Here is a 21,885-nt window from a genome sequence, read left to right as displayed (position 1 = left end):
GTTTGTCAGCCCCTGAAGGGTGCAGGGCGCGATCGCGAGGAACGTGCGCTGTAGGTGATCACGGAATGGCGACCCATCTCCTAACCCAGCTCGAGCCGACGACACGGACGATCAAACGCGCGCAGTACGAAGCGTTCGAATTCCAACTTCGACCCACCGGTGTCCTCGTGCGCAACGGGAGTCACGCCACGCCTGAGGAGCACGAGTATCTCGTGCGGATGCACGACGGCGTCCCGGTGAGATGCACCTGTCCAGCCGATCGGACGTATTCGGGCGCCTGTAAGCACCGCATTGCAGTTGCGATTCGACAGCCAGTCTTGCAGGCGGCGAGCGAGCGAGAGCTCAAAGCCGACGGTGGGACGACGCTCGATCCAGGGAGCGACGACGAGCACGACGAGACTACGGACAACGAGGAGTGTGAGTGTTCGGGGCTTGACGATGCGTTTCCGTGCTGGGAATGCTACCAGACGGGAAAGCGGTCACTCCCTGAATAGCGAGTCGTAGTATTCGTACTGAGTAGACGCAGAAGACAGCGAGCACCGCATCACGCCGAGGAGTTTTTCAGCCCCTGACGGGGTGAGGGGCGCTCAGCCGTGCTGCGTCCCTCGACAAATCGGTGAAGACCAATGGCGACGAGAGACATCTACGACACCGGGTTCGACGAGGACGTACAGTGTAACACGACGACTGGCTGTCCGGAATGCAGTGGTCGGGTACAGACGACGGCGATCGAGACCGTCTGTGAGGACTGTGGGCTGGTGATCGACGACCAGCAGATCGATCACGGACCAGAATGGCGGTCCTTCGCGGACGACGAGACGAACCGCGAACGGACGGGTGCGCCACTCACGCCAGCACGCCACGACCGCGGGCTCTCGACGACGATCGGGCGGAAACGCGACGGTCGTGGCCAGACGTTGAGTGGGGCCAAACAACGTCAACTCGGCCGGCTTCGCCGTGAGCAGACGTGGGCGCGCTGGCAGTCAACCGCCGATCAGAATCTCGCCCACGGCCTGGGCGAGGTGCGACGGATCGCGAGCGCACTTGACCTCGGGACCTCGATCCGTGATCAGGCGTGCACGCTCTTTCGGAGTGCTCAGAACGAGGACCTCCTCCGGGGGCGGTCGATTGAAGCGATCGCCGCGGCGAGCGTCTACGGCGCGTGTCGGTGTAACGGCCTTTCCCGAACGCTCGAGGAGATCGAAACTGTTGCTCGCTGTGAGCGGTCAGGGCTGACGACGGCCTACAATACCCTGAACGCAGAACTTGGCCTACCTACCCAACCAGTGAACCCTGAGGCATTCATTCCGCAGCTCGCCTCAGACCTCGACCTTCCCGATCGAATTCATCGACGAGCACGCAAATTCGCCGCGGTGGCAGCTGAGGCAGGGATCTCGAATGGATGTCATCCGGCAGGCGTCGCGGCCGCTTGTCTCTACACCGCTGCCAGGGAATGCGAGTGGAGTGTGACGCAGACACGCGTCGCGGAGGCGACAGACATCTCGACAGTAACCCTTCGTACTCATCACGAAGCCATCACCGACGCGCTCGTGCCGGAAACGGGCACAACGTGACACAACAATGCGCTAGTCGGTCCAGGCTCCCTCATCTCGATGTATTGTACTCGTGAAGTATACATGGTCGATTTGGAGAAATCTCATTTCACGTCGAACACTCCACCGACGATACCCCAGTGTTATCCGAACCCGCCAGCGAAACCGACGAGGGGACCTCCGGCAGCTGTGAACTACCCTACCCTCATCGAAGGTACTTCGCGTCGGGATAGGACGGGGTTGTTAACTCATTTCCAAATATTGGGGCCATATTCACCACGAAATTCGTACTCGCTCGGGTAGATCACGTTCTCTGATTGCCAGAGATCGTGGATTCGGTCCTCGACGAACCGAAGCGCGGTTTCGACCGCTCGATTCGGATCGTCGGGGAGGTCGATGTCTGTCGCCGTCGCGGTCGTGACGGTCGGTGGCGGATGGAAATGTTCCCGAGCGTTGTGATCGTTGTCGTGGCGGTCCCACCGACATTCCCACCGAGTCCCGTCCCAGTCTTCGATGTAGATGATGTTGCAGTCGTCGTTCAATCGGAGTCGCAGTTCGAGCCATGCGGCCGAAACCTGAGTCGGATAGAGGACATCGACGAACGTGGCAACGATTCGATCGGGTTTCTCCGATGGAAACTTGTCGACACGGTCGATGAAGTCGTGGCCGCCGAGTCGCGTCCCGATGAGCCGCATCAACTCCTCGTTGAGATCGGCAACTGGAGCCATCGGTGTCGGCTATGCCACCGATGGCTCTCCGCCCTCGCCGTAATCACGCTGCAGCATGAGCCGCGCCCGTCGCAGCTCTCGGAGTCGACGTCGGACCGTCCGCCACTCGCTGAGTCGGTCGTACGCCGCGTCGAGTTCGTCGAACCCGACCGTCGTCAGTACGTCCACCTCGGCCGGCGTCTCAGCGTCGAACTGGGTAGCGAGTTCGGCTTCGCGGGCTTCGTACTCCTCGATCAGGCGGTCGAGCTCGTCCGCATCGTGGTCGCGGGTGAGGTGATACACGCGCCGAAAATCGAAGTAGGCCTCGTTTCGCCGGTACATGGCCGGATCGTCGGCCACCCGCTCGAGGACGCCCAGCTCGGCGAGCCACTCGAGGTTGGTCCGGGCGCCACCCTTCGAGCACTCGGCGCGGTCGGCGACGGCTGCGACGCGTGTCGGCTTGGTCAGCGTCGTCGCGACCTCGTAGACCCGTTCCTTGGTCGACCGCTCGTCGAGTTCAGCCGCCCACGCGTCACCCAGGTCCAGATCGGGGAGCGTACCGGTCTTTCCAGGGTCGTTCGTGTCGGTCATGTTGGCTCGCCGTAGGCTCTACTGAGCATAATATCTTACGGGTCCACAAATATATACTCGGCAGCTGCATGGTCAGCGTCTGTATTTGGAGACCATCAGGGGGATAACGAACGTTCTCGGCCGCTCGGCATTCCGCGACCCCCGCTGTATACTTCGTTTTACTCCTCCAGCTGTGTCTACTGACCGAGAAGCAGCTCGCAACCTACAGCACCATGTCGATTGATCGCGTCCGGATCGTGCGTCATGAGCTTGTCGCGACCGCCGAGCGAGCAGAGCAAGAGTGGGGCGAAAAGCATTTGGAACGCAATACCGAGAATCGGTGGAATCGGTATGAACGGAACCGAAAATGGGTGCGTGTCGTATATCTACTAGTCGCTGTGGCTGTGTTGTACCACGGAACCTATGCTCAAGTCGGGTCATAATTCACATTGAGAAGAAACTTTGTGATACCTGATGGTATCTATCCATCCATACCACTCTAATTAATACATACTAAAAATATATGGAATTATCTTGCCGGCTATCTGGCGGTGAGGTGTGGAAGACCACTCAGCCCACCCACTCGACAGCACGCGACGCGAATTCCTTCGAAAGGCAGTCACGACCGCGACAGTCGCCGGTATCGGTGCATCGAGCACCGGAGTCGGTACCGCCGCGGAGAACGACGACCGGGGTCCACTCACCGGCGATCCGTTCACTCTCGGCGTCGCTTCTGGTGATCCACTTCCGGATTCCGTCGTCCTCTGGACTCGCCTCGCACCCGAACCGCTCTCCGAAGCCGGAGGTATGCCCGACCGCCAGGTGCCGGTGCAGTGGGAGATCGCGACCGACGAGGCCATGGACGATACCGTGGGGAGGGGTACCGCGAAGGCGCGTCCTGAATACGCCCACTCCGTCCATATCGACGTCAAGGGGTTGGAGGCCGACACGGAGTACTACTATCAGTTCCGCGTCGGCCCTGACCGAAGCCCGGTCGGGAGAACCAAAACGGCTCCCGCGGAGGGAGCCGACGTTGATGAACTCAGGTTCGCCTTCACCTCCTGTCAGCACTACCCGTCGGGGTATTACACTGCCTACGACCACCTCGCCGACGAAGACCTCGATCTGGTGGTTCAACTGGGAGACTATATCTACGAAGGCGGCGGACAGGGGTCGCTCGATCGTGGCCACGAACCGCCCCGTGAGATCAAGAGTCTGTCTGACTACCGAATCCGCGAGGCGCAGTACAAGACCGATTCGAACCTCCAGGACGCCCACGCTGCGTTCCCGTGGCTCGTGACGTGGGACGACCACGAAGTCGAAAACAACTACGCCGACGCAACCTCCGAAAACAACGATCCGACCCAGGAGTTCCTCGAACGCCGGGCGGACGCCTACCAGGCGTATTTCGAACACCAGCCGTTACGCCCCTCGCGGATGCCCGACGGCCCGAACCTGCCGCTCTATCGGCGCTTCACGTTCGGTGATCTGGCCGAGTTCAACGTCCTCGACACTCGGCAGTACCGCGACGATCAGGTGTATTCCTCCGAGGAGGCTGCCGATCCGGGACGAACCATTCTCGGTGATGAACAGGAGGAGTGGCTGGTTGAGGGGCTGAACGACTCCACGTCCCGATGGAACGTCCTCGCCCAGCAGGTTCCGTTCGCCGCGACCGACGAGAACCCGAACCCGGACGTGCAGAACTTCGGTGGCGGTGATAAGTGGGACGGGTACCGGGCCGACCGGGAGCGACTGCTCGATGTCATGGCGGCTGACGCCGACCTGAACCCGGTCGTCATCACCGGCGACGTCCACCGCAACTACGCGTACAACCTCAAAGCCGACTTTTCGGACCCTGACTCCGAAACGGTCGGCACCGAGTACATCTGCACCTCGCTCTCCTCGTTCGGCGATGGATCCGGGATCACCCAATATGGGCCGTCGCTCGGTGAACCCTGGCAGCGCTTCTTCAACGACGAGCGAGGCTACGTCCGCTGTACGATCACGCCGGAGCAGTGGCAGACCGCCTATCGGACCGTCTCGACCGTCGAGAAGCCCGAGGCCACTGTACGCACGACCGCCTCGTTCACGACTGATGCTGGAGCTCCGGGTGCGAAGCTGGCCTCCGACCGTCCTGCCCAACCCCAGCAGTCGGCCGTCGAGATCACGGAGATCAGACCCGACCAAGACGGGGACCTCAACAACGAATACGCCACGGTCAAAAATACAGGCGACACCGCGATCGACTTCACGGGGTTCATCCTCAGCTTCGAAGCCGGGAGCCAGAACTACACGTTCGGTGACTTCACTCTCGACGCAGGCCAGACGGTTACCGTCCGAAACGGGAGTGGCGAGGACACTGCCACCACGCTCTATGCCGACTTCGGTGGCCCGGTGCTGAACAACAGCAACCCAGACACAGTACTCGTCGCCAACGACGACGGGATTGTCCTCGCGGAAGCGTCGTACGCACCAGTCTAAAGCCAATCGCGGGCGAAACGCCTCCCCTTTCTTTCGAAAACGAGCGACTCTCACTCATGGAGTGGCTGTTCGACTGGGGCCGCGTCTGTGTCACACCATCAGCGCCAAGACCTGACGGAGAGGATATTGCTTCATGTCCTCCGAGAAATTGCACGAAAATGGAGATAGTTGGCCTGAGTGTGACGCCGACCACGTGCTGGTGATGCTCCTCGGAACGTATCATATGGACCATCCGGGGCTCGACGAAGTGAACATCGATGCAGACGACGTCCTCTCACCGGGACGATAGACCGAACTGCGAGAGTCGGTCGAGCGTCCCGGACGCTGGGAACCGGACCGCGTGACCTTCGACGAACCGGGCTACTCGACGTTTCGAACGGTACCGAGTAGGTGACTATTCACGTCCGCCAATGCCATCCCGGCAGTCGGGACAGAGTTCGCACAGTTCGCTGTCAACCGTCACCCGACGGACGTCGCGCTTGATCCCGCCGCAGCAGTCACACGCAGCGATCATTGCCCATCGTCCTCCCGCTTCGCGTTTGGACAGCCCTCTGCGTGGAGGAGTGCGTCGCGCCCACCAAGCGCTATCAGCAGCTCACGACCACACCCTTCGCAGCGGACGTAGCGCTCACCGCCCTGCGCAAGCGGTTCAACGGACGTGGTGAACGACGACCTGTCAAGGCCCTCGTCGTCATCGCCGGTGACGACGAGTTTGCCACCGTCCGTCGCAATCGTGGGCATAGTCGTCTCCGTCTCTGTCTCACCCTCGACGGCCGCGCCAGCGGCCGTCTCGTCCTCGCCCTTGTCCTCGTGCTCCGCAAGCGCCTCAACGAGCAGTGGATCCATTGCAGTGCGATTCGCCCAGGTTGGGACGTCGCGTGCACCCGTCTCGAAGGCGACGCGACGGACGTGCTTACACCCACCGGCGGGCTGGCGGTACTCATAATCGGGACACGTACACGCACCGGTCCGCGCATCCACCGTGTACTCATCGCCGCCTTCGCCGTACACCAAATACAGGTCAGGCGCCTCTGCGACGATCAGCAGATACTCGGTGAGTGCGCGAACGTCGCGCTGAGTGAGGTCGGTACAGTCTTCTGTTGTGATCTCGTGTGTCGGCATGGCTGTTGGTCTGTAAGACAGCCAGCCCGCGTGTTCCAGCACGCGGGCGTTTCCTACCTCGCATCGAGTGAAACGCCCCGAGGGGCCGGGCTGTCTCTACCTTTGCATCTGAGTGCTATGGCAATAAAGCTTCCCATTGCGTCCGAGTGCAAAGGCATATGGAAGATGTCGAATAACACTAATGCAGATGGCCGCAATGGACGACGTAATGGTGAAAGAGCGTGATGAGGAGTCCGGCCGGTACACAGAGACCTATCCGCTGAGTGCGTTTCGGGAGGCAGTAGCGGCGCTCGACGGCGCGGCGACGACCCAAGAAGTCGCTGACGAAGTGGGGTGTGCGTATCGGACGGCGCACGCGAAGCTTACTGAGGCCGACGAGTCAGGGCTCGTCGCGTCGCGCCGGGTGGGTCGGGCGCTCCTTTGGTACCTCCCGGACGAGTGAGATGAGTGCTCCTTCACGTCCGACGGGCTACGACGTCGCGTATCACGTCTCTCCTGGTCGGCCAGACTGTCACATCACCGTCGGGTTCGATCGCGACCAGGGTCACATCCCACGGTTTCTCGTGACGCTCCATTACCAGGCGGTGACGGACCCGGTGCGGTGGGAGGCAATCGCTCGGATGGACCACAACGAAACGTCGATTCAGGGCCACGACGTCTATCGCGAGGGGTTGCACGTCGATATTGCCCGACGCTCGAAGCGGCCGGTACACCTCCAGGTCCGGTACGCACCGCTGCCGTCGAACCCGGGGATCGTGGTTCGCGGGTGCGACCAGTACCTCCGACGCGAAGCTGACTATTTCAGTGACGTCTACGAGGAGCGTCGCCCGCCCGGCAGACCGCCCCGATGGTCTCCCGACGGGGGCGATTCTGCACGCACATTTATCACTGCGGATCCGCTACAAGGACGTATGAGCCGCAAAGCTCCCGCCGAGAACGAGGTTCTCACGCCCGAGGAGCTGAGCGAGGTCCTCGCCGAGGCGACCGGGACCACCGCCGAGGAGATCGAACGCGGGGCCGCCGAGCTTGAGATCGCCCCGCCGGAAGAGGGGACGGTCGTCGGCTACGGGGAGTGTGTCGGGGGGCTTGATCCCCTGAGCGACCCCGTCGAGTGATCCACCGTCTTCTCGTTTGACGGTAAGGCCTTTCTCGACCGTCCGCCTAGAGCCGTCGGCAATCGAATTTTGCGTAGCGACAGGCTTACGCGCGCGCGTAGCCGGACGGTTACGTCGAACCCTTCGAGCAACCAGGAGCGCCGCTCGTCGCCGGTCAGGGGACGCCTTAGCCCGTCTGCACCCCCGTCTCAGGCGTCTCCATACGCAAAACCCGCCGTATAGAGGAACAAACACAAAGTAACACCGCCGTCTATCGGTTTCTAACGGAGACTCTCAATAGGCACCTATGCCCGCCCAGTCGACTGCATCCGCCCCGACCGACGACAGCCCGACAGACGCCCCTGACGGCGCCGGAGACGGTCCGAAGACCGACGGCAAGGAATACTTCGCCGCGGTGTCGAGCACCGACCGAGAACGGCCCTTGTCGCTGTCTCGTACGAAGCGAGGACGCTCGCTGTTTCATGCACGACGGCCGGGGAACGGCGCCGGGGCATGGCGCGCCGTGTGGGAATCAGAACGCCGTCGGGAACAGCGGCTGCGACGCCCCACCGCTCAATACGAACGCTATAGATCACGATCATCGAAAAACCCCTCGACGGTGAGATTCAACGGACCTCGATGGATTGGTCGGACGTGAGCAGCTCAATGCCGAACGTGAACAATTCGACAGCAAACCGAACAAACTCTTAATCATTTTTCTTGCCGGCCGTGTTGGTTAAATCAGGGGGACCGGTCCGTCAGGTTCGTTGTTGATGCGCCTCGGCGTGTTCCGCTACGTAGGAACGATTTTCCTGCTACCGGACGTCCCGATTTGTATGAATGACCTTCGGCGCCGGACGACGCCAATCGCCGATCGGGAGCTGAGCAACGCCGTCTATCGTCTCACGCCGGCCGGGACGCAAGAGGTCGCGGACCTCGTCGGCATCTCTCGGCAGGGGGTGACGTACCGTCTCCGCCAGCTCGAAGAGCAGGAGCTAATCTGGAGTAAAAAGGTCGGGCCGACGCGGGTCTGGATCCATCCGCAGGTGATGAAACGGCCGTAGCTCTGCCCGCCCCCTCCTGGCAGGAAGCAGTTCCTGGTTGCGCCGTCGATGTTTTCGTAACAGGCTTACGCGCGCTCGCCCGCGAGGCGGATTCATCTGCCGTCGGGCGTTTCCCTTCGCCGGTGTTTTGTGACCTGGTTTGCGGCGCCGCAAATCGGGCCGCGTCAGCCCTGCGGCGACGTCGACCGACCCATGACACGCCGGGAGCCACGACTGACCCATGACACTGGTTGAGGGGGCGCTGCGGGCGACTCCCGTCTCACGGGCATATAGCGAGCGTGCAACAACTGTTAAACGAGACAGGCCAGGCGGGAAGGAGAAGCGACGACGGAACGGGGGTCGTCGTTACTGCCAGCGGAACTCCCAAGCCTTTCGCCGGAAGTCGAATCGGCGGGTCCAGAGCCACAGAGAGACGGTCCAGAGGAGGAACAGGCCGGCCATGAGGTCACTGACACCCGAACCGCAAGACGGCGACGTATCGGCTGTCGTCACACGGGCGCGCGTGAGCGATCACACAGCCGGCGAGCGACTCCGCCGCGCCGAAACTGGCGAGACTGGCGAGGCGATCGAGTAGGACGTCCGTTTCATCCTGAACTTCGAAGAGTTCGACGACGTCGGCCGCCTCATGCGGACGTCGAATCTCGAACTCGTCAAGTCCATCGCCTCGAAGCACCCAGAGAGCATCAGCGAGGCGGCAGCGGCCGTCGACCGCGAGTACCGTGAGGTACATCAGAATCTGGCCGAACTTGAATCGTTAGGCGTTATCGAATTCGAAACGAGCGGCCAGCAGAAGCAACCGATCCTCCGGAGAAGGGTTGAAGCTATCGAGGTCTCGATACAATTCCCCAGCTGACTGCTTCCGTGCGCGACTGCCCGGTCGGTCAGTGTTGGTCCGCCAGTCAGGCCGGCTTCTCGGAGACCTCTCCGCCGTGCTGGTCGGCGTAGCGGCGCGCGTACTCGGTCGGTGGGGCCACCAAGTATTCATATTTTAACGTGGATGTGTGACTGATGTCCACCCGATTCCCCCTCTACCGGAGTACGGTCGTGATTACCGTCGCAGCCGTTGTCCTCGTGAGCAGCGCGGCTGTCGTAGCAACACCGCAAAACAACTCAACGGATGTTGGCGGGGTCAACGAGAGTGACGACCTCCACGAACGTAATGAGAGTAACGGGACTGATAGCGATAACGACGGACTGTCCGATCATGAGGAGCGTGTGCACGGAACCGACCCGACCGATCCCGATACCGACAGTGACGGTGTTTCAGACGGCGAGGAAGTCGAACGAGGAACGAATCCCATGAGCCGTGACACCGACGCCGACGGCGTCGAGGACCTGAACGACGAGGCACCGACGAACCCGAAGGTGCCGAATGAATCTCCTAAGTCAAACGCGACGGCGGGACCAGCATCGGGAGATTCCGGTACTCTCACCGCCATCGCTGACGCACCGCGTGAATATGTAATTGTGGGTGGGATACTCGTGGCAGCCCTTATCGGGCTTGTATTATCCCGACAAGGTAGCGGGCAGTAATTCCCGCATTTACTTACCGACGACTAGTGCTGCTTCAATCGTGAATCGCTAGATTGGGGTCTACCGTGTCTGCTGTTTGAATCTAGCAGTTGACGGCTGAAGGCCTACTAGTGCTGCTTCAGTCGTGAATCGCTAGTTTCCAGTCCTCCGTGTCTACCGTTTGAATCTAGCAGTTAACGGCTGAAGGCCCACTAGTGCGTCGCCAAGTCTCGACCGACTAGCCGAGACGAATTCACGTCCGTTGGTTTTCGCCCATCAGTCGACGCTTGGGAAGGCATTAGTAGTCCGCACGCCAGTAGAGTCCCTGATCTTTACTCTCACAATAGAGATATTCTAGTGATCCTGAGGCGTAGAATTCATCGGTTCCTGTTCGAACGTATCCTGTAGCGACACTTCCGCTAACAGAATCGTCACTTTCGAGTGAATCGTTCCGAGGACTGATGATATCAGTCTGGTGCCAGTTATAATAGGCGTCTCTATTTCCCCCTGAGGTATATATCGACACTTGGTACGTTCCGAGGTCGTGTTGTTGGTTAACATAATACGTGTGATTGCCATCCCCATCGACATAGACCAACTCAACAGCTCCCGTGTACGCATAGATATCTTCCCCACCCCATAGAGACCCTGATATCCAGCGCCCATTATCATGGTCATTTGTTTCTGTTCCACTGTACTTCCAGATATCGCCAGTTACCCATATCTCGTAGTTGAACTGTGTTGATCCATCACTAGAGGTAACTTTAACATAGTTCGGTTCGTGGTCTGCTCGGGCGACACCTCCAATCGTACCAAGTGTACCAGCACTTGTTGCTACACCTGCAAGGGCTACTCCGGACCTCTTTAAGAGAGATCGACGACTTATATCTGAATATGCCGATGGTTTATCTGTTTCCATTTCATATCCGTATATATTATTGTCTGTTAAGTACTTTCTCCATCCACTGTAAGTGTATTAGACAGGTGACAAATTATTATTATACTATCCTAAGGAAATAGTGTGAATGATCACACTATCTGGGCCCTACAAATTGGTCGTGTCCCGAACTCGTCTAGAGTGCTCGTATGTGTTTAGCGCGGTCCCCTCATAGATGCCTCTGCTCGTGATTCTGGTCGCTCTCCTCCTAGCACTGACGTCAGTTGGTCTGGCGGATCGAGTCCTTGGCGTTCCCACGTCGTTACCATCGTCGAGAGCGTCTCGTGGCGGCGGACTCCGGTTGGAAACCAGAGTTCGCCGCAGATCTTCTGCATCACTACTTGCTCGCGCAGAGCGCGCTCTGCGCGATTGTTCGTCGAATCCACCTCTGACTCGGTGACGAACGTCAGCCAACTTCCTAGCCCGTTCCTGATCTTCTCGGCTAACTGCGTGACTTTCTCGAATTCGTAGTTCACTCTGATCAACTCTTCTAAATAGTGTGACGCCGCCGCCTGGGCGCTCAGGACCGCGCTCGCCGTCGAGGACGCCGCCGCCGAAACGAATGCTGGCGAGGAGACGGACGGCGTCGAGGACGCCGGCGTCCGCCCAGCAGTCGGGGCAGAGCTCGCGCAGCTCGCCGTCGACGGTCAACCGGCGGACGTCGCGCGTGATCTCGCCGCAGCGGTCGCACGCGGCGAACATCAGCGACGCCCCGTCGACGTCGACGTCCGGCCGTTCGCGTCCGCGTTCGGGCAGTCTTCGGCGTGGAGGAGCGCGTCCCATCCGCCGAGCCGCGCAAGCAGCTCGCGACCGCAGCCTTCGCACCGGACGTACGGCTCGCCGCCCTGTTCCGGCGTCTCGACGTGGCGGTGAACGCCGGTTCGAGGATCTCGCCGTCGTCGCTCGCGACGAGGATCCCCCCGTCCGTTGCGATCGCCGACGCCTGGATGTCGTCCGTCGCCGCCTCACGGTCGCGCTCCTCGAGGGCGTCGACGAGCAGCGGATCCATAGCGTCGCGACCCGCCCAGGCCGGGACGTCGCGAGCGCCGGTCTCGAAGGCGACGCGGCGGGCGTGCTTGCACGTGACGCCACGGTACTCGTGATCCGGGCAGGTACACGCGTCCGTGCGCGTGTCGACGGTGCACTCGTCGCCGCCCTCGCCGTAGACCAGGTACAGATCGGGGGCCTCCTCGACGACCAGCAGGTAGTCCGTGAGCGCCCGGACGTCGCGGGGCTCCAGTTCCAGCTCCAGATCGTTGTCGTGGCGGTCGTCGTCGGTACGTTCTTCACGTCGGATTCCGTTTGTTGTCATGCTGTTTCGGGTTCTCCAGAGACAGTGGCCTGCGTGTCCTACCACGCGGGCGCTTCCTCCTACCTCACATCGAGTGAAATGCCCCGAGGGACCGGTCTGCCTCTACCATATTTTATACAGCGTATGGTCATAACCCGTTCCATAATGCGTACGCCAGAAGGGATATGTATCCCGCTTTCGTAGAGAGACGTATGCCCCGAAAACACGGTGACTCCGGCCGGTACGTCGAGACGGTACCGCTCGAGGCGGTGCTCGGTGTGTTCGACGAGGTCCGCGGGCCGGTCGTCACGTCGGCCGATGTCGCCGATACCCTCGACTGCTCGCGTGATACCGCCCGCCGCAAGCTCGGCCAGCTGTACGACCAGGGACGCGTCGAGCGCCGCTCGACGGCCGGACGCGTCATCTGGTGGCGGACGGGAGCCGACCCTGACCGCCCCCGAGAGTACATGAAGAGCTTCGGGAAGTACCGGGGGACGAATATCGCCGAGAGCGTCGACGCCGTAAGCGAGCGCCTCGATCGCGACCTCCGAGAGCACCGCGATGACGTGTCTTGATACGAGTTTTGTGATCGACTACTGGCGTGGCGAGCCCCACGCTGCCACGGTCATCGCCGAGTTTGGCGACAACGAGCCGGTGTGGGTCCCAGCGATCGCGCTCTTCGAGCTGTATATCGGGGCGCTCCTCTCGGATGCGCCAGCGGAGACCGTCGAGAGCGTGGCGAGCGACCTCAGTTGGGCCGACCCCCTCCCGTTCGGTGAGGGGCCGGCGCGTGAGGCCGCACGGATCGACGCGGCGCTCACCGAGCGCGGCGAGCAGATCAACCTCGCGGACGTGCTGATCGCCGGGACCGCCCGTGATGCGGGAATGCGGCTCATCACGGCCGATGCACACTTTGAGCGGGTGCCGGATCTCGATGTCCGGCTCGTCACTCCCAATGCCCAGTGAACGCCCTCACAACCAGCGAGAGGCCGACGAGGACCGTGCGGCCTTCCGCGACCGGATCCGCCAGCTTATCGAAGAGGATCGCGAGCTCCTTGACGCCCTCAAATGAACCACCACGACCACCAAGCGGGCGACCATGACCCCGGAGCCCCGTTCTTCGCCGGCGCGCCGTTCGACGAAGATCAGGGCGAGCCGATCGACGCCGCGGACACCGACGACCTCCTCGGAGACGCGCTTGCCGTCAAAACCGAGCCCGAGACCGAGACCGAGTGACCTGGGGCGAGCGACTTTCCCCGATTCGTCCCGGCCGGGAGTGTCGACGGGCGCGTGCCGCGCTTTGTCGATACTAATGCCATCGTCGCCCACCAGTACGAGGGCGTGTCATGCCACGAGGAGATCCGGCCGGTGATCCAGGCGATCGGGGCGAATTCCCTCCCGCACTACCCGCTCGTCACGAATCAGTACGTCCTCGACGAGGTTGTGTCCCTGCTGCTCTCACACGCGGGGACGCGAGTGGCCCACCAAGTCATCGACCGGATCCTCGAGACGGACACCGTCCGTGTCCTCGACGTCGAGCCGTCGCTCGCCGAGCGGGCTGTCGAGCAGTTCCAACAGTACGACGACCAAGCGATCTCCCTCACTGACCACGTAATCGGCGTGCAGGCGCGGGACTACGGCATCGATCATATCCTCACCTATGACGGCGGGTTTCGGACCCTCGGGTTCACCGCGCTCCCGAGAGAATGACACACCACACGAAAGATCAAGGGAACCGGCAGACTACTTGACTGAGCACATGGAAGGGGATATACGGAGATTTGAACATTGGCACGGGATCAAGAGCCGGTAACGGACGCCGAGATCGAGGCGATTCGCGACGCGATGCGCGAGCAACGCGAGGAGATCCGCGACTACCTGAAGGGCGAAGACGTCGACGTCCGTACGTGGGGGCGAGGGCGGACGCCCTCCCACGTGAATCGCGAGTCGGCCGCCTCCGATCAATGACACGGAGTCACCGAGAGGAGCGACCAGCGAGCCGGAGTTCAAGGCGATGCCTGAGCGCATCAGTGAGCACTTCGCCCGCGTCCGCGACCACCTCAACGCCGAACTGACGAATGAGTGATCACGAAGCGGTCGAGCGTGAGGAGCTGAATGGCATCCGGACAAGCTCATCGGAGAGAATCGTGAGCTCCTCGACGCCCGCACCTATCCGGATCTCTCAGACATCTCTCTCGGATAACCAATACACTACTATCGACTGCACAAGAGTGAAAGCAGGGAGGAATATCCCTGTGAGCACGAACAGGAGCTCTTTTACCCCACGATACGGCTGAGTCGTCGTCTCCCCGGGGCCTCCGCGTTCTCCCACCTGTGACCGTGGTGTTCTCGCGTCCCATCGCGAGCCACGAGCGGAGCCAGGGGTGACTGAGACTCACACACACACACACTGTTAGTCCTCCGCTCATGTAGGACCTCTGGTTTCGTGAGCAAGACACTTATCCATCCATTATTACTGTAATGCAGATCATCACACAGAACACAATACGACGGACGACATGACCGCCACTGATTCACCGCTATCAGCCGTCACGAGGAATCCCCGCTCGATGTCGCTACTCAGATTCCTCGTTCAGCCCCGACGAACACGACCGTTCTGCCCGTCGGATCGCGAACACTCGGGCCGAGTCGATCCGATACCATCCGCTCACCGTCGACATCCAGGTCCCCGATCACCAGAGCAACGGCCCAGCGGAGCGTAGGTTCCAGTCCGCGCGGCGCGGCCAGAAGCGGGCGCCAGTGTGCGCTCGTTCATCCGCTATCGCAATGTAGGTATGCGGGGCGACTGAAGGAAGCCACGGCGGTCGCCCTCGCCACAGGTGATGCCCGCACCGCTGCGGGCAGGCGATAAGACGCACTGCCGCCGCATACGTATTACTCTACTACTATATTTCTGACAGAGTGCACCCCCCTGGACAGACGCCGTGTCGGGGGATTCTCTCACCTATAGCAGATGTCCATGATTATTCTCTCAAGTGTCAGATAGGATGCAAGGGATAGCACATAGCAAGCACGAGTGTGATACGCAGGCAGGAAGCAGACATCACTGCCGGTGAGACGCGGGGACCTCATCGACATTCCATAGAATCGTGTTGTGTGCCCGACCCGTCGCCCTCTCGAATATGGTGGCGTTGGCAGTGACGCTGATTGTGGGGCGACGGGCCGTTTTCCATGAGTCCGTCTACGCGCCGACCGGCAACGCACCGGCAGAGCGAGCGGTTAGCAAGATATTTCCTGGAATATAGTGTTTCTAACTAACTATGTCTGTGGTGACAGTCAGCTGTCGCCGGAGGGTGTAGTGCCCTGCGCGTGACGCCCGTGCGTCCGTCAGCATGGACCCGAACACACAGGTGGGACCTCGCACCGGATCACCAACCATCGACGTCCCGTCCCCTCCACTATCCCACGGAGGGGACCTCCTCCATTGAGGAGCGCGCTGACGCCGTCGCTCCACGAACAGTCATAGTTCCTGTACACAGGTGGGGCGAGAGGGTGACGTACGTACCCGCACCCCTCGCTCGCCGAGTATTCTCATTAGACCGGAGACTTAATGCTACCGACTCATACGTGCGAATCAACCTCTTACATACCGTCCCCTACCCCTATTTCCCTTAGATTAGCGTATATTGTTACCAGGAATATTCACTGATATCGTGGTAATACGATGTGAGAGCATTGGTAATCGTCAGACTATGGTGTGATGACCGTGCTATTACGGTGGGGGATAGTGAGTCACTCTGTGGACGTGGGACGACACTCATCCCGCCGCTGCCTAGCGATTTGCTGGTGATACCACAGTATGATATCATATTGCCGCTAAATCTCTAGCAATTATGTAATGTTATCCGGGAGAAGTGCGGGAGGTAGACGTCTGACGGGGGGAGGGTATCTCCTGCGTCTACAAGTCGGTAATACTAAATAGCGTGTACCAAAGCATGAACTGCGAGCGAGGGTCGCTGGCACTCCCCAGCGATCCCTCGCCCCACCTGTGTGACGCTAAGAATAGACGTGAGAGTAACAGCGTCGGCTCACTCCTGTAGTAGGGTCCCCCGCCCTGGCACAGCGAGCGGGGGTGAAATGTCAGAAACTGGCGGTCCGGTACATTCCCACCTGTATCATGGGGTCCGTAGCGATTAACGCACGGACGTCACACGCGAGATATGGCATCCCACGGCGACAGGTGAACATCATTCTGTTCGCAATTAGTTAGATGCAATATAAGATTGAAAATATATCGCTAACGAGTCTCTTCTGCTCTCGTCTCCATGCACACCGGCTTTCGGCGCTGACATGGCCTCACCTTTTTACCTGAATTGCAGGCGGGGGAGGCCCCTTCCGCAACGAGCGCCGAAGGCGCGAATAGGGGGGGGGATCCGCCCGCTGTCATCGTCTTTCTAACGTGTACAATAACTTGATGTACTATCCCACCGTAGTGATTTTCGTGCGTGATAGTAGAACGGGTTGGAAACTCCAACCCGTTCTACGCACTGCGCAGTGCGGTCAGATAGGCAGGGGACGGGCCGAATCCACGCCTCCGGAGACTGCGACCGCTGTGGATTCCGTGTGAATCTGCACGTCGCGTCAGTGAACGAAGAAGCCCCACCTCAAGAAGCGAGGGGTGAGTAACCCCGAGCGCGGTAGGTGGGGGTAGTTCACTGAGTGTGATTAACTCTCACTCCTTACGCTGTCCGGTAGCTAAGCAGTATGTGGACGTCATGGTCCATACGGGTGATCAGCACAGCTAAGCGAGCGGACAGCACAACGAGGACGGTTACGGAAGTACAGCCCTGGGCTGTGAAACGGCAGTGCCGCCATTTCACAGCCCCTGATGTTGAAGGGCCGCACCATGCACGAGACAGCGATGGCGTCACTATCACTGCGGCGTTGAGGCGGTATCCCCTTTCCTGGCACGGAGAGTGGGATCTCGAACGCTGCTGTCACACGTAGGGCCTGAAACCCTACGGCGACAGGTGCGTATCATCCTCCCTCATGGTTAGTTAATCGTAATATAGATCAAGAATATACTGCTCCCGGGGACAAATCTGGCTTGCCGCTCTGGTGGTCTCTACGATAAGACGCGGGCAGATCTGCTTGTCCTGAGGGGTCCCTGTTCCCTGTTCTCTGGTGGTGGTAGCGATCTGCTGAGTCACCGTATGAAGACCGTATTAACAATAAGGATCGTTGATGGAGGGATTGACTGATGACGCTCTTTGACCTGACCGGATTCCAGCGTGACCTCCTGTACATCCTCGCTGGATTCGAGCATCCAACCGGGCAACAGATCAAGACCGAACTCGACGCCGTACCTGAGTATACCCCCTCGGACACACGATTATATTCTAATCTCGATGCTCTCGCGTTTCAGGGCTATGTAAAAAAAGGTACCAGAGATCAGCGAACAAACTCCTATGCCCTCACTGAGCAGGGCTATGAGGCGCTTGCCGCGCGTCAGGGGTGGGAACATACCTATCTCCCGTTTCCATCACCGAGCCAATCTTGATTGGTGAAAAACCGATGGAGCTGCACGCAGGGCGATCCACGACGCTCTCTCCTGACGCCATGTCGAGGGACCAAAGAGACAGGTCACATCTCTCACGGGAGATGACATCCTGCCCGGCGTAAACGCCGGGGGTTCCCGACCGCGGTTGGGATAGTATGGTTTGCGGTCCACGACCTGTTCTCGCGGGGCGAAAGCGCCCTCGCTACGGTCGAACAGGCGGACCGCTGGCTGTGCCAACCAGCCGTTATCCCTATCCTCCGATGGAGGATTCGGGAGTACTTTTCGTCTGATGTTCTCTGCGCCATTACAGTCGGCGTTCCCGATGAATCCGCACTCGCAGACGTACAACCCGCGTTCAACGCGCTGACGCTTATCCGACCGCCCGCACGCCGAACACGTCTTCGACGTCCCTCGTTCGGACATCGTGACGACCTCGATGCCTTCAGCCTCGGCCTTATACGAGAGCATCTGCGTGAAGCGGTCGAACGCCCACCCATGCAAATCGAGATTGCCGTGGCGTCCCCAGTTGCGGGCGTCACCGTTCTCGTCCTCGCGGATGCCGCCGAGGTCGCCCACGACAATCGTTCCGATGCCACGTTCGATGCACTCCGAAACGATGTCTTTCGACAGTGCGTGCAAGAAGTGCGTCCGACGACCTGTTCGCTTGCGATCGAGACGCTTCGCCTCACGTGAGGTCGAATCGTCCGTCTCAGCGCGTTTCTTGGCGAAGTAGTATTCGTCTTCCTTGAGCGCGCCACCGGGGTACAATACGGCGTCGTCGCCGTAGGAGACGGTGGTGAAATTGCAGATCCCGAGATCAATGCCTGCCACACCGTCGCCCGGTGCGTCCGCAACGTCGACTTCGACGCGGCAGACGAAGTGCAGCCGCCATTCGTCGTGTTCGTACACCGCTCGGACCTGTTGAACGTTTTCGACAGTGACGTTCGGGCCGGCGTCGTACTTGCAGAGAATGAAGTCCGACCAGTGTTCTTTGAGGTTGCGGCCTTTCGAGAGGCGGACGCGGTTGTATTTCGCGTCGTGCTTGAACCCGTCCTCTTTAAACGTGACGGTCGAACGTGGGTGGTCGTCGCCGCGTTTGCGGTAGCCGGGTGGATTCGCGTTCTGAGTCCCGTTTCGGCGGTGACCGTATCAGCCGTTGAACGCTTCAGAAAGCTCTTCGAGAACTTTCTGACTTGATTGTGCATTAAGATCAGCGTAGCGTTCGTGGCTCTTGAGGTACGACTTCAGAGCGCCATCCTCGGGAATCTGGCCGCATGCGTCCCAAACGCGCCCGACAGTCCATCGGGCGACGTTCCAGAGTTTGCTGGCGGCGAATCCGAGCGAATCGAGGTCGTCGCGCACCTGTTGCTGGTTGCAGATGCCCGCGGTGTAGGTCCGTGTGACGACTCGTTTCGCCATACATAGCCTATGTCGAGGAATGTATTTAACACCGACCCAAGTGGAGTGAAAGTGAACGCAGACGTTGAATATCCGGCCAGTCGTCGCCTCTGGTCGGCGACGATGTTATCGGATTCACGCCCGCCGTAAACGGCGGGATTCTCTCCTTGAAGAAGATAGGAAGTCGTGGTTCAGTTCGATTGCTTACAGCGCACTGACCTTGCCGGTGCGCCGAGGGAACGCCTTAAAAGAAACGAACAGTATGAATCCCGTCTCGTAATTTCTGTAAATGAATATTCACTTCCCAGGGATTTCCTTATATGAATACAGAGAGAGCTTCAAATAATGGTACGGCAGGCAAAGATCAGCAAGCAGGCCTTAATGGACGCCGACGCAGGGGAGCGTGACGATCTGTTGAGAGAGCAGTTCGGCCTCACGCAGGCCGATCTGTCTCGCTTTCGGTCACAGCGGGTGGGGAACGCGGTCTACACGGCAGCGAAGTGGCTAGCTGACCATGACTTCCCCCGGCAAATTACGACGCAGAATCTCGCTGCAATGGTGTATGAGAAGTGGGATCGTCCGGAACAGCGCAAATCCTACGTGTCAGATGCCCTCCGCCGGCGATATAACAACGATCAGCGACAAGCAGAGATCTATTATGACCTCTCACCACCGTATATCCACTTTCTTCGCGATGAAGTCGGAGCATATGACGGCAATCTCCTCACCGTCCGAAACCGCTATTCGTCCTTCACCCCGAGCAATTCGGACTATCTCCGGAGTATTCGGTTGCCTCCTGTCATTGACTTCGAAGCGGCCCGGCTGCTCGGCGTCTATGCGGTCGACGGTAAATTTCAAACTCAGGGAAACGGCCAGCAGGTATTGCTGATCGAGGGGGGGGGGGATGATGAAGCGTGGTATGAGTGTCTCCGTGAGACGATTGCGGACGTTCACAACCTGAGCGTGAATCGGTTTGCCCACCACGATATCTTTCGCAAACCGAACAAAGAATACGAATACGACCGGCCTCGGATTAAGCTCCAATCACAAGCGCTGACCACCTGGCTCCGTAATGATGTCGGGCTTGCGCTCACGGCCGGTCACCGACAGCTCCCATCTCCCCCCTGGTTAGCGAAGACGCCAGCGCAGCAACGGGGACTTCTGGCCGGTGCGCTCGCTGGGATGGGTCGAATTGATCGTGGCCGGCGCTATGAAACGCGCCGAACAGAACGGACCCTCCTCACAGAACTTCATTCGCTGGCCCACACATTAGGGTTCAAGCCCAACCTTGTTGAGGGAACGACCCAAGATGGCACACCCGTCCAGAAACTCGTCTTTAATAAAGCCGATATACGAATCCTGTCAGACCAAGGGTTGCTGTGGAATCCACGGCATCGACAAGCAATTAATGTCTGAGGTATAACACGTGACAGTCATATATCTATACATTTGAGTTCTTTTGTGAGTGGAGTTGAGGACAAATCCCCGCTTATTGGAGATGTGAATCGCCTCGGGGTCAAGCCCCGGGGCATTCTCCTTGCATTCTGTAAAACAAGTGAAAAACGGTGCGCGGCTCTCCCTCGCACGTCCACCTCGTAGGATGGAGCCGCGCGCACGGAGACAAGTTATTGCACGTGGATATGGTCCTTAGTCACACCACGCGCACGGTCCCTTCTCGCTGCCTCTGCATCACGCTCACGCTTGCTATATGCCACCGTTTATCTACTATACGTAGCTGAGACGACACGAATATGTTTTCCCCAGCCAACCGCGATCGGCTTCTAGAGCGCCTCATCACGCCCATACATTGTATTATTTAGTACTGTTCGGCACGTATCTATCGCAGGCGTCTCGGTTCACCTGTCCGTAGCCGCACAGACACTACCTGTGGTGAGGAAACTGCAGTGCGAACTCGGTCTAGATATTCTCCAGCGCCAGAGAGGTTCGTCGACGAGGTGCTCATCGCGTTGATGGCGCCCTTCACGTGTAGATATGTATATTTGGAGCTGCAGGAACTCAGTGCCCACCTACTGGAGATCGCGGACGAGGAACCGGTTGGACCGGGAACGACGCGCCTGGCGATGGCGGCAACCGCGATGTACATGGCAGATCAGCTTACCGAGGGGAACGCGCTCACTCAGACACAGGTCGTCGGAGCGGCAAGCACCATGGTCAAGATGACAACGAGTCGGCTCAGTATGTACTTCCAAGAGCTGCACGACGTCTACGTGACCAGGTACCGGAGCGATGTCCTAGACGCAGTCCTCAAGTGGAGCCGCAGTCGACTGCGGTAACTCGCTAGCAGAACGTCTTTTTGGTGTGACCGTCACCCCGTAACGCCCCCACCGCCTTACCTACCGCTCCCGGCCATCCAGCGGGCGGCTGGGAGCCCCAACCGACCGCAAACTCCGGGGGTGACCCTGGGGGAGCCGGCTCGCTGATGCATCTGTCGGGCGCACAGTAACACGAGGTGGTGAACGGCAAAGCCTGTGCGCCTGGTTTCCGATGTCGGTCGGAATGCCACTAAACTGGATGGATGACTGTGCAGCACACTAGGACTCGATGTTGACACGGTTGCTGGACACTCTGATTAGTACCCGCTTATTTCGGATGATCCAGTTCGTTACAATGGTGG

General features: G+C 59.7%; 22 protein-coding genes and 3 pseudogenes. 17 read left to right on the top strand and 8 right to left on the bottom strand.

What is annotated here, in order from left to right; genetic code table 11:
- Positions 1–65: 65 nt before the first annotated feature.
- Together NKI68_RS18485 and NKI68_RS18480 are read left to right on the top strand one after the other, a co-directional pair.
- Positions 66–494: an SWIM zinc finger family protein gene (locus NKI68_RS18485; protein ID WP_254544605.1), complete on the top strand. Its 429-nt coding sequence runs from the start codon at positions 66–68 to the stop codon at positions 492–494.
- 132 nt (positions 495–626) lie between these two features.
- Positions 627–1,574 (top strand): transcription initiation factor IIB, encoded by a 948-nt coding sequence (locus NKI68_RS18480; RefSeq protein ID WP_254544604.1) that lies wholly within the window; start codon positions 627–629, stop codon positions 1,572–1,574.
- A 227-nt stretch (positions 1,575–1,801) separates the two neighbouring features.
- Here NKI68_RS18480 and NKI68_RS18475 read toward each other — a convergent pair whose 3' ends face one another.
- Positions 1,802–2,281, bottom strand: a complete 480-nt coding sequence (locus tag NKI68_RS18475) for a toxin-antitoxin system TumE family protein (RefSeq protein WP_254544602.1) — start codon at positions 2,279–2,281, stop codon at positions 1,802–1,804.
- Positions 2,282–2,290: 9 nt separating this feature from the next.
- Positions 2,291–2,851 (bottom strand): DUF7342 family protein, encoded by a 561-nt coding sequence (locus NKI68_RS18470; RefSeq protein ID WP_254544601.1) that lies wholly within the window; start codon positions 2,849–2,851, stop codon positions 2,291–2,293.
- A 537-nt stretch (positions 2,852–3,388) separates the two neighbouring features.
- Between NKI68_RS18470 and NKI68_RS18465 the strand changes: the two genes are divergently transcribed.
- Positions 3,389–5,311 carry an alkaline phosphatase D family protein gene (locus NKI68_RS18465; protein WP_254544600.1) on the top strand — a complete coding sequence of 641 codons (1,923 nt, stop codon included), beginning with the start codon at positions 3,389–3,391 and terminating at the stop codon, positions 5,309–5,311.
- A 510-nt stretch (positions 5,312–5,821) separates the two neighbouring features.
- On the opposite strand, the gene NKI68_RS18460 is transcribed toward NKI68_RS18465, so the two are convergent.
- Entirely contained in the window at positions 5,822–6,433 is a 612-nt protein-coding gene (locus NKI68_RS18460; RefSeq protein ID WP_254544599.1) for a DUF8118 domain-containing protein, read from the bottom strand.
- Positions 6,434–6,620: 187 nt separating this feature from the next.
- Here NKI68_RS18460 and NKI68_RS18455 point away from each other — a divergent pair, with 187 nt between their 5' ends.
- The 4 genes and pseudogenes from NKI68_RS18455 (at position 6,621) to NKI68_RS18445 (ending at position 8,591) form a co-directional block, all read left to right on the top strand.
- Positions 6,621–6,875: a transcriptional regulator gene (locus tag NKI68_RS18455; RefSeq protein ID WP_254544598.1), complete on the top strand. Its 255-nt coding sequence runs from the start codon at positions 6,621–6,623 to the stop codon at positions 6,873–6,875.
- Position 6,876: 1 nt separating this feature from the next.
- Positions 6,877–7,245, top strand: a pseudogene (locus NKI68_RS23970) (DUF7718 family protein); the annotation flags it as partial.
- 99 nt (positions 7,246–7,344) lie between these two features.
- The gene (locus tag NKI68_RS18450) at positions 7,345–7,548 is read left to right on the top strand and encodes a hypothetical protein (RefSeq protein ID WP_254544597.1); all 204 of its coding nucleotides are present in this window, start codon (positions 7,345–7,347) and stop codon (positions 7,546–7,548) included.
- Positions 7,549–8,363: 815 nt separating this feature from the next.
- Positions 8,364–8,591, top strand: coding sequence for a winged helix-turn-helix transcriptional regulator (locus NKI68_RS18445; RefSeq protein ID WP_254544595.1), 228 nt, complete (start codon positions 8,364–8,366; stop codon positions 8,589–8,591).
- Between the two features lie 445 nt (positions 8,592–9,036).
- On the opposite strand, the gene NKI68_RS23965 is transcribed toward NKI68_RS18445, so the two are convergent.
- The gene (locus tag NKI68_RS23965) at positions 9,037–9,321 is read right to left on the bottom strand and encodes a hypothetical protein (protein WP_254544594.1); all 285 of its coding nucleotides are present in this window, start codon (positions 9,319–9,321) and stop codon (positions 9,037–9,039) included.
- On the opposite strand from NKI68_RS23965, the gene NKI68_RS23960 reads away from it, so the two are divergent.
- On the top strand, positions 9,217–9,444 hold the full coding sequence (locus tag NKI68_RS23960) for an HVO_A0114 family putative DNA-binding protein (RefSeq protein ID WP_438267788.1): 228 nt from the start codon (positions 9,217–9,219) through the stop codon (positions 9,442–9,444). The two genes, NKI68_RS23965 and NKI68_RS23960, sit on opposite strands and share 105 nt — an antisense overlap.
- Before the next feature lie 155 nt (positions 9,445–9,599).
- On the top strand, positions 9,600–10,124 hold the full coding sequence (locus NKI68_RS18435) for a hypothetical protein (RefSeq protein ID WP_254544593.1): 525 nt from the start codon (positions 9,600–9,602) through the stop codon (positions 10,122–10,124).
- Positions 10,125–10,401: 277 nt separating this feature from the next.
- On the opposite strand, the gene NKI68_RS18430 is transcribed toward NKI68_RS18435, so the two are convergent.
- From NKI68_RS18430 to NKI68_RS18420, 3 genes and pseudogenes are all read right to left on the bottom strand, one after another.
- Positions 10,402–11,022 carry a hypothetical protein gene (locus NKI68_RS18430; protein ID WP_254544592.1) on the bottom strand — a complete coding sequence of 207 codons (621 nt, stop codon included), beginning with the start codon at positions 11,020–11,022 and terminating at the stop codon, positions 10,402–10,404.
- A gap of 173 nt (positions 11,023–11,195) precedes the next feature.
- Positions 11,196–11,579, bottom strand: a pseudogene (locus NKI68_RS18425) (IS66 family transposase); the annotation flags it as partial.
- The gene (locus tag NKI68_RS18420; RefSeq protein WP_254544591.1) at positions 11,561–12,352 is read right to left on the bottom strand and encodes an SWIM zinc finger family protein; all 792 of its coding nucleotides are present in this window, start codon (positions 12,350–12,352) and stop codon (positions 11,561–11,563) included. The pseudogene NKI68_RS18425 and the gene NKI68_RS18420, both read right to left, overlap by 19 nt.
- A gap of 191 nt (positions 12,353–12,543) precedes the next feature.
- Here NKI68_RS18420 and NKI68_RS18415 point away from each other — a divergent pair, with 191 nt between their 5' ends.
- The 6 genes from NKI68_RS18415 to NKI68_RS18390 all read left to right on the top strand — a co-directional run bounded on the left by NKI68_RS18415 (position 12,544) and on the right by NKI68_RS18390 (position 17,852).
- Positions 12,544–12,906 (top strand): hypothetical protein, encoded by a 363-nt coding sequence (locus NKI68_RS18415; protein ID WP_254544590.1) that lies wholly within the window; start codon positions 12,544–12,546, stop codon positions 12,904–12,906.
- Complete coding sequence (locus NKI68_RS18410; RefSeq protein WP_254544589.1) at positions 12,893–13,297, top strand: PIN domain-containing protein; 405 nt, start codon at positions 12,893–12,895, stop codon at positions 13,295–13,297. The genes NKI68_RS18415 and NKI68_RS18410 overlap by 14 nt, the downstream gene beginning before the upstream one ends.
- Before the next feature lie 102 nt (positions 13,298–13,399).
- On the top strand, positions 13,400–13,567 hold the full coding sequence (locus NKI68_RS18405; protein WP_254544588.1) for a hypothetical protein: 168 nt from the start codon (positions 13,400–13,402) through the stop codon (positions 13,565–13,567).
- Positions 13,568–13,621: 54 nt separating this feature from the next.
- Entirely contained in the window at positions 13,622–14,041 is a 420-nt protein-coding gene (locus tag NKI68_RS18400) for a type II toxin-antitoxin system VapC family toxin (RefSeq protein ID WP_254544586.1), read from the top strand.
- 78 nt (positions 14,042–14,119) lie between these two features.
- Positions 14,120–14,299, top strand: a complete 180-nt coding sequence (locus NKI68_RS18395) for a hypothetical protein (protein WP_254544585.1) — start codon at positions 14,120–14,122, stop codon at positions 14,297–14,299.
- Positions 14,300–17,552: 3,253 nt separating this feature from the next.
- Complete coding sequence (locus NKI68_RS18390; protein ID WP_254544583.1) at positions 17,553–17,852, top strand: PadR family transcriptional regulator; 300 nt, start codon at positions 17,553–17,555, stop codon at positions 17,850–17,852.
- Positions 17,853–18,023: 171 nt separating this feature from the next.
- On the opposite strand, the pseudogene NKI68_RS18385 reads toward NKI68_RS18390, so the two are convergent.
- Positions 18,024–19,271 (bottom strand): annotated as a pseudogene (locus NKI68_RS18385) (RNA-guided endonuclease InsQ/TnpB family protein); the annotation flags it as partial.
- Between the two features lie 324 nt (positions 19,272–19,595).
- Between NKI68_RS18385 and NKI68_RS18380 the strand changes: the two are divergent.
- Both NKI68_RS18380 and NKI68_RS18375 read left to right on the top strand, forming a co-directional pair.
- Positions 19,596–20,666, top strand: a complete 1,071-nt coding sequence (locus tag NKI68_RS18380; RefSeq protein ID WP_254544582.1) for a hypothetical protein — start codon at positions 19,596–19,598, stop codon at positions 20,664–20,666.
- A gap of 554 nt (positions 20,667–21,220) precedes the next feature.
- Complete coding sequence (locus NKI68_RS18375) at positions 21,221–21,544, top strand: hypothetical protein (protein WP_254544581.1); 324 nt, start codon at positions 21,221–21,223, stop codon at positions 21,542–21,544.
- The last annotated feature ends 341 nt before the right edge of the window (positions 21,545–21,885 follow it).

Origin of the sequence: Halomarina pelagica (assembly GCF_024228315.1) — an archaeon.
GTDB lineage: Archaea > Halobacteriota > Halobacteria > Halobacteriales > Haloarculaceae > Halomarina > Halomarina pelagica.
Note: the sequence above shows the minus strand (reverse complement) of the source record. Positions and strands in the feature narration are given on the sequence as shown.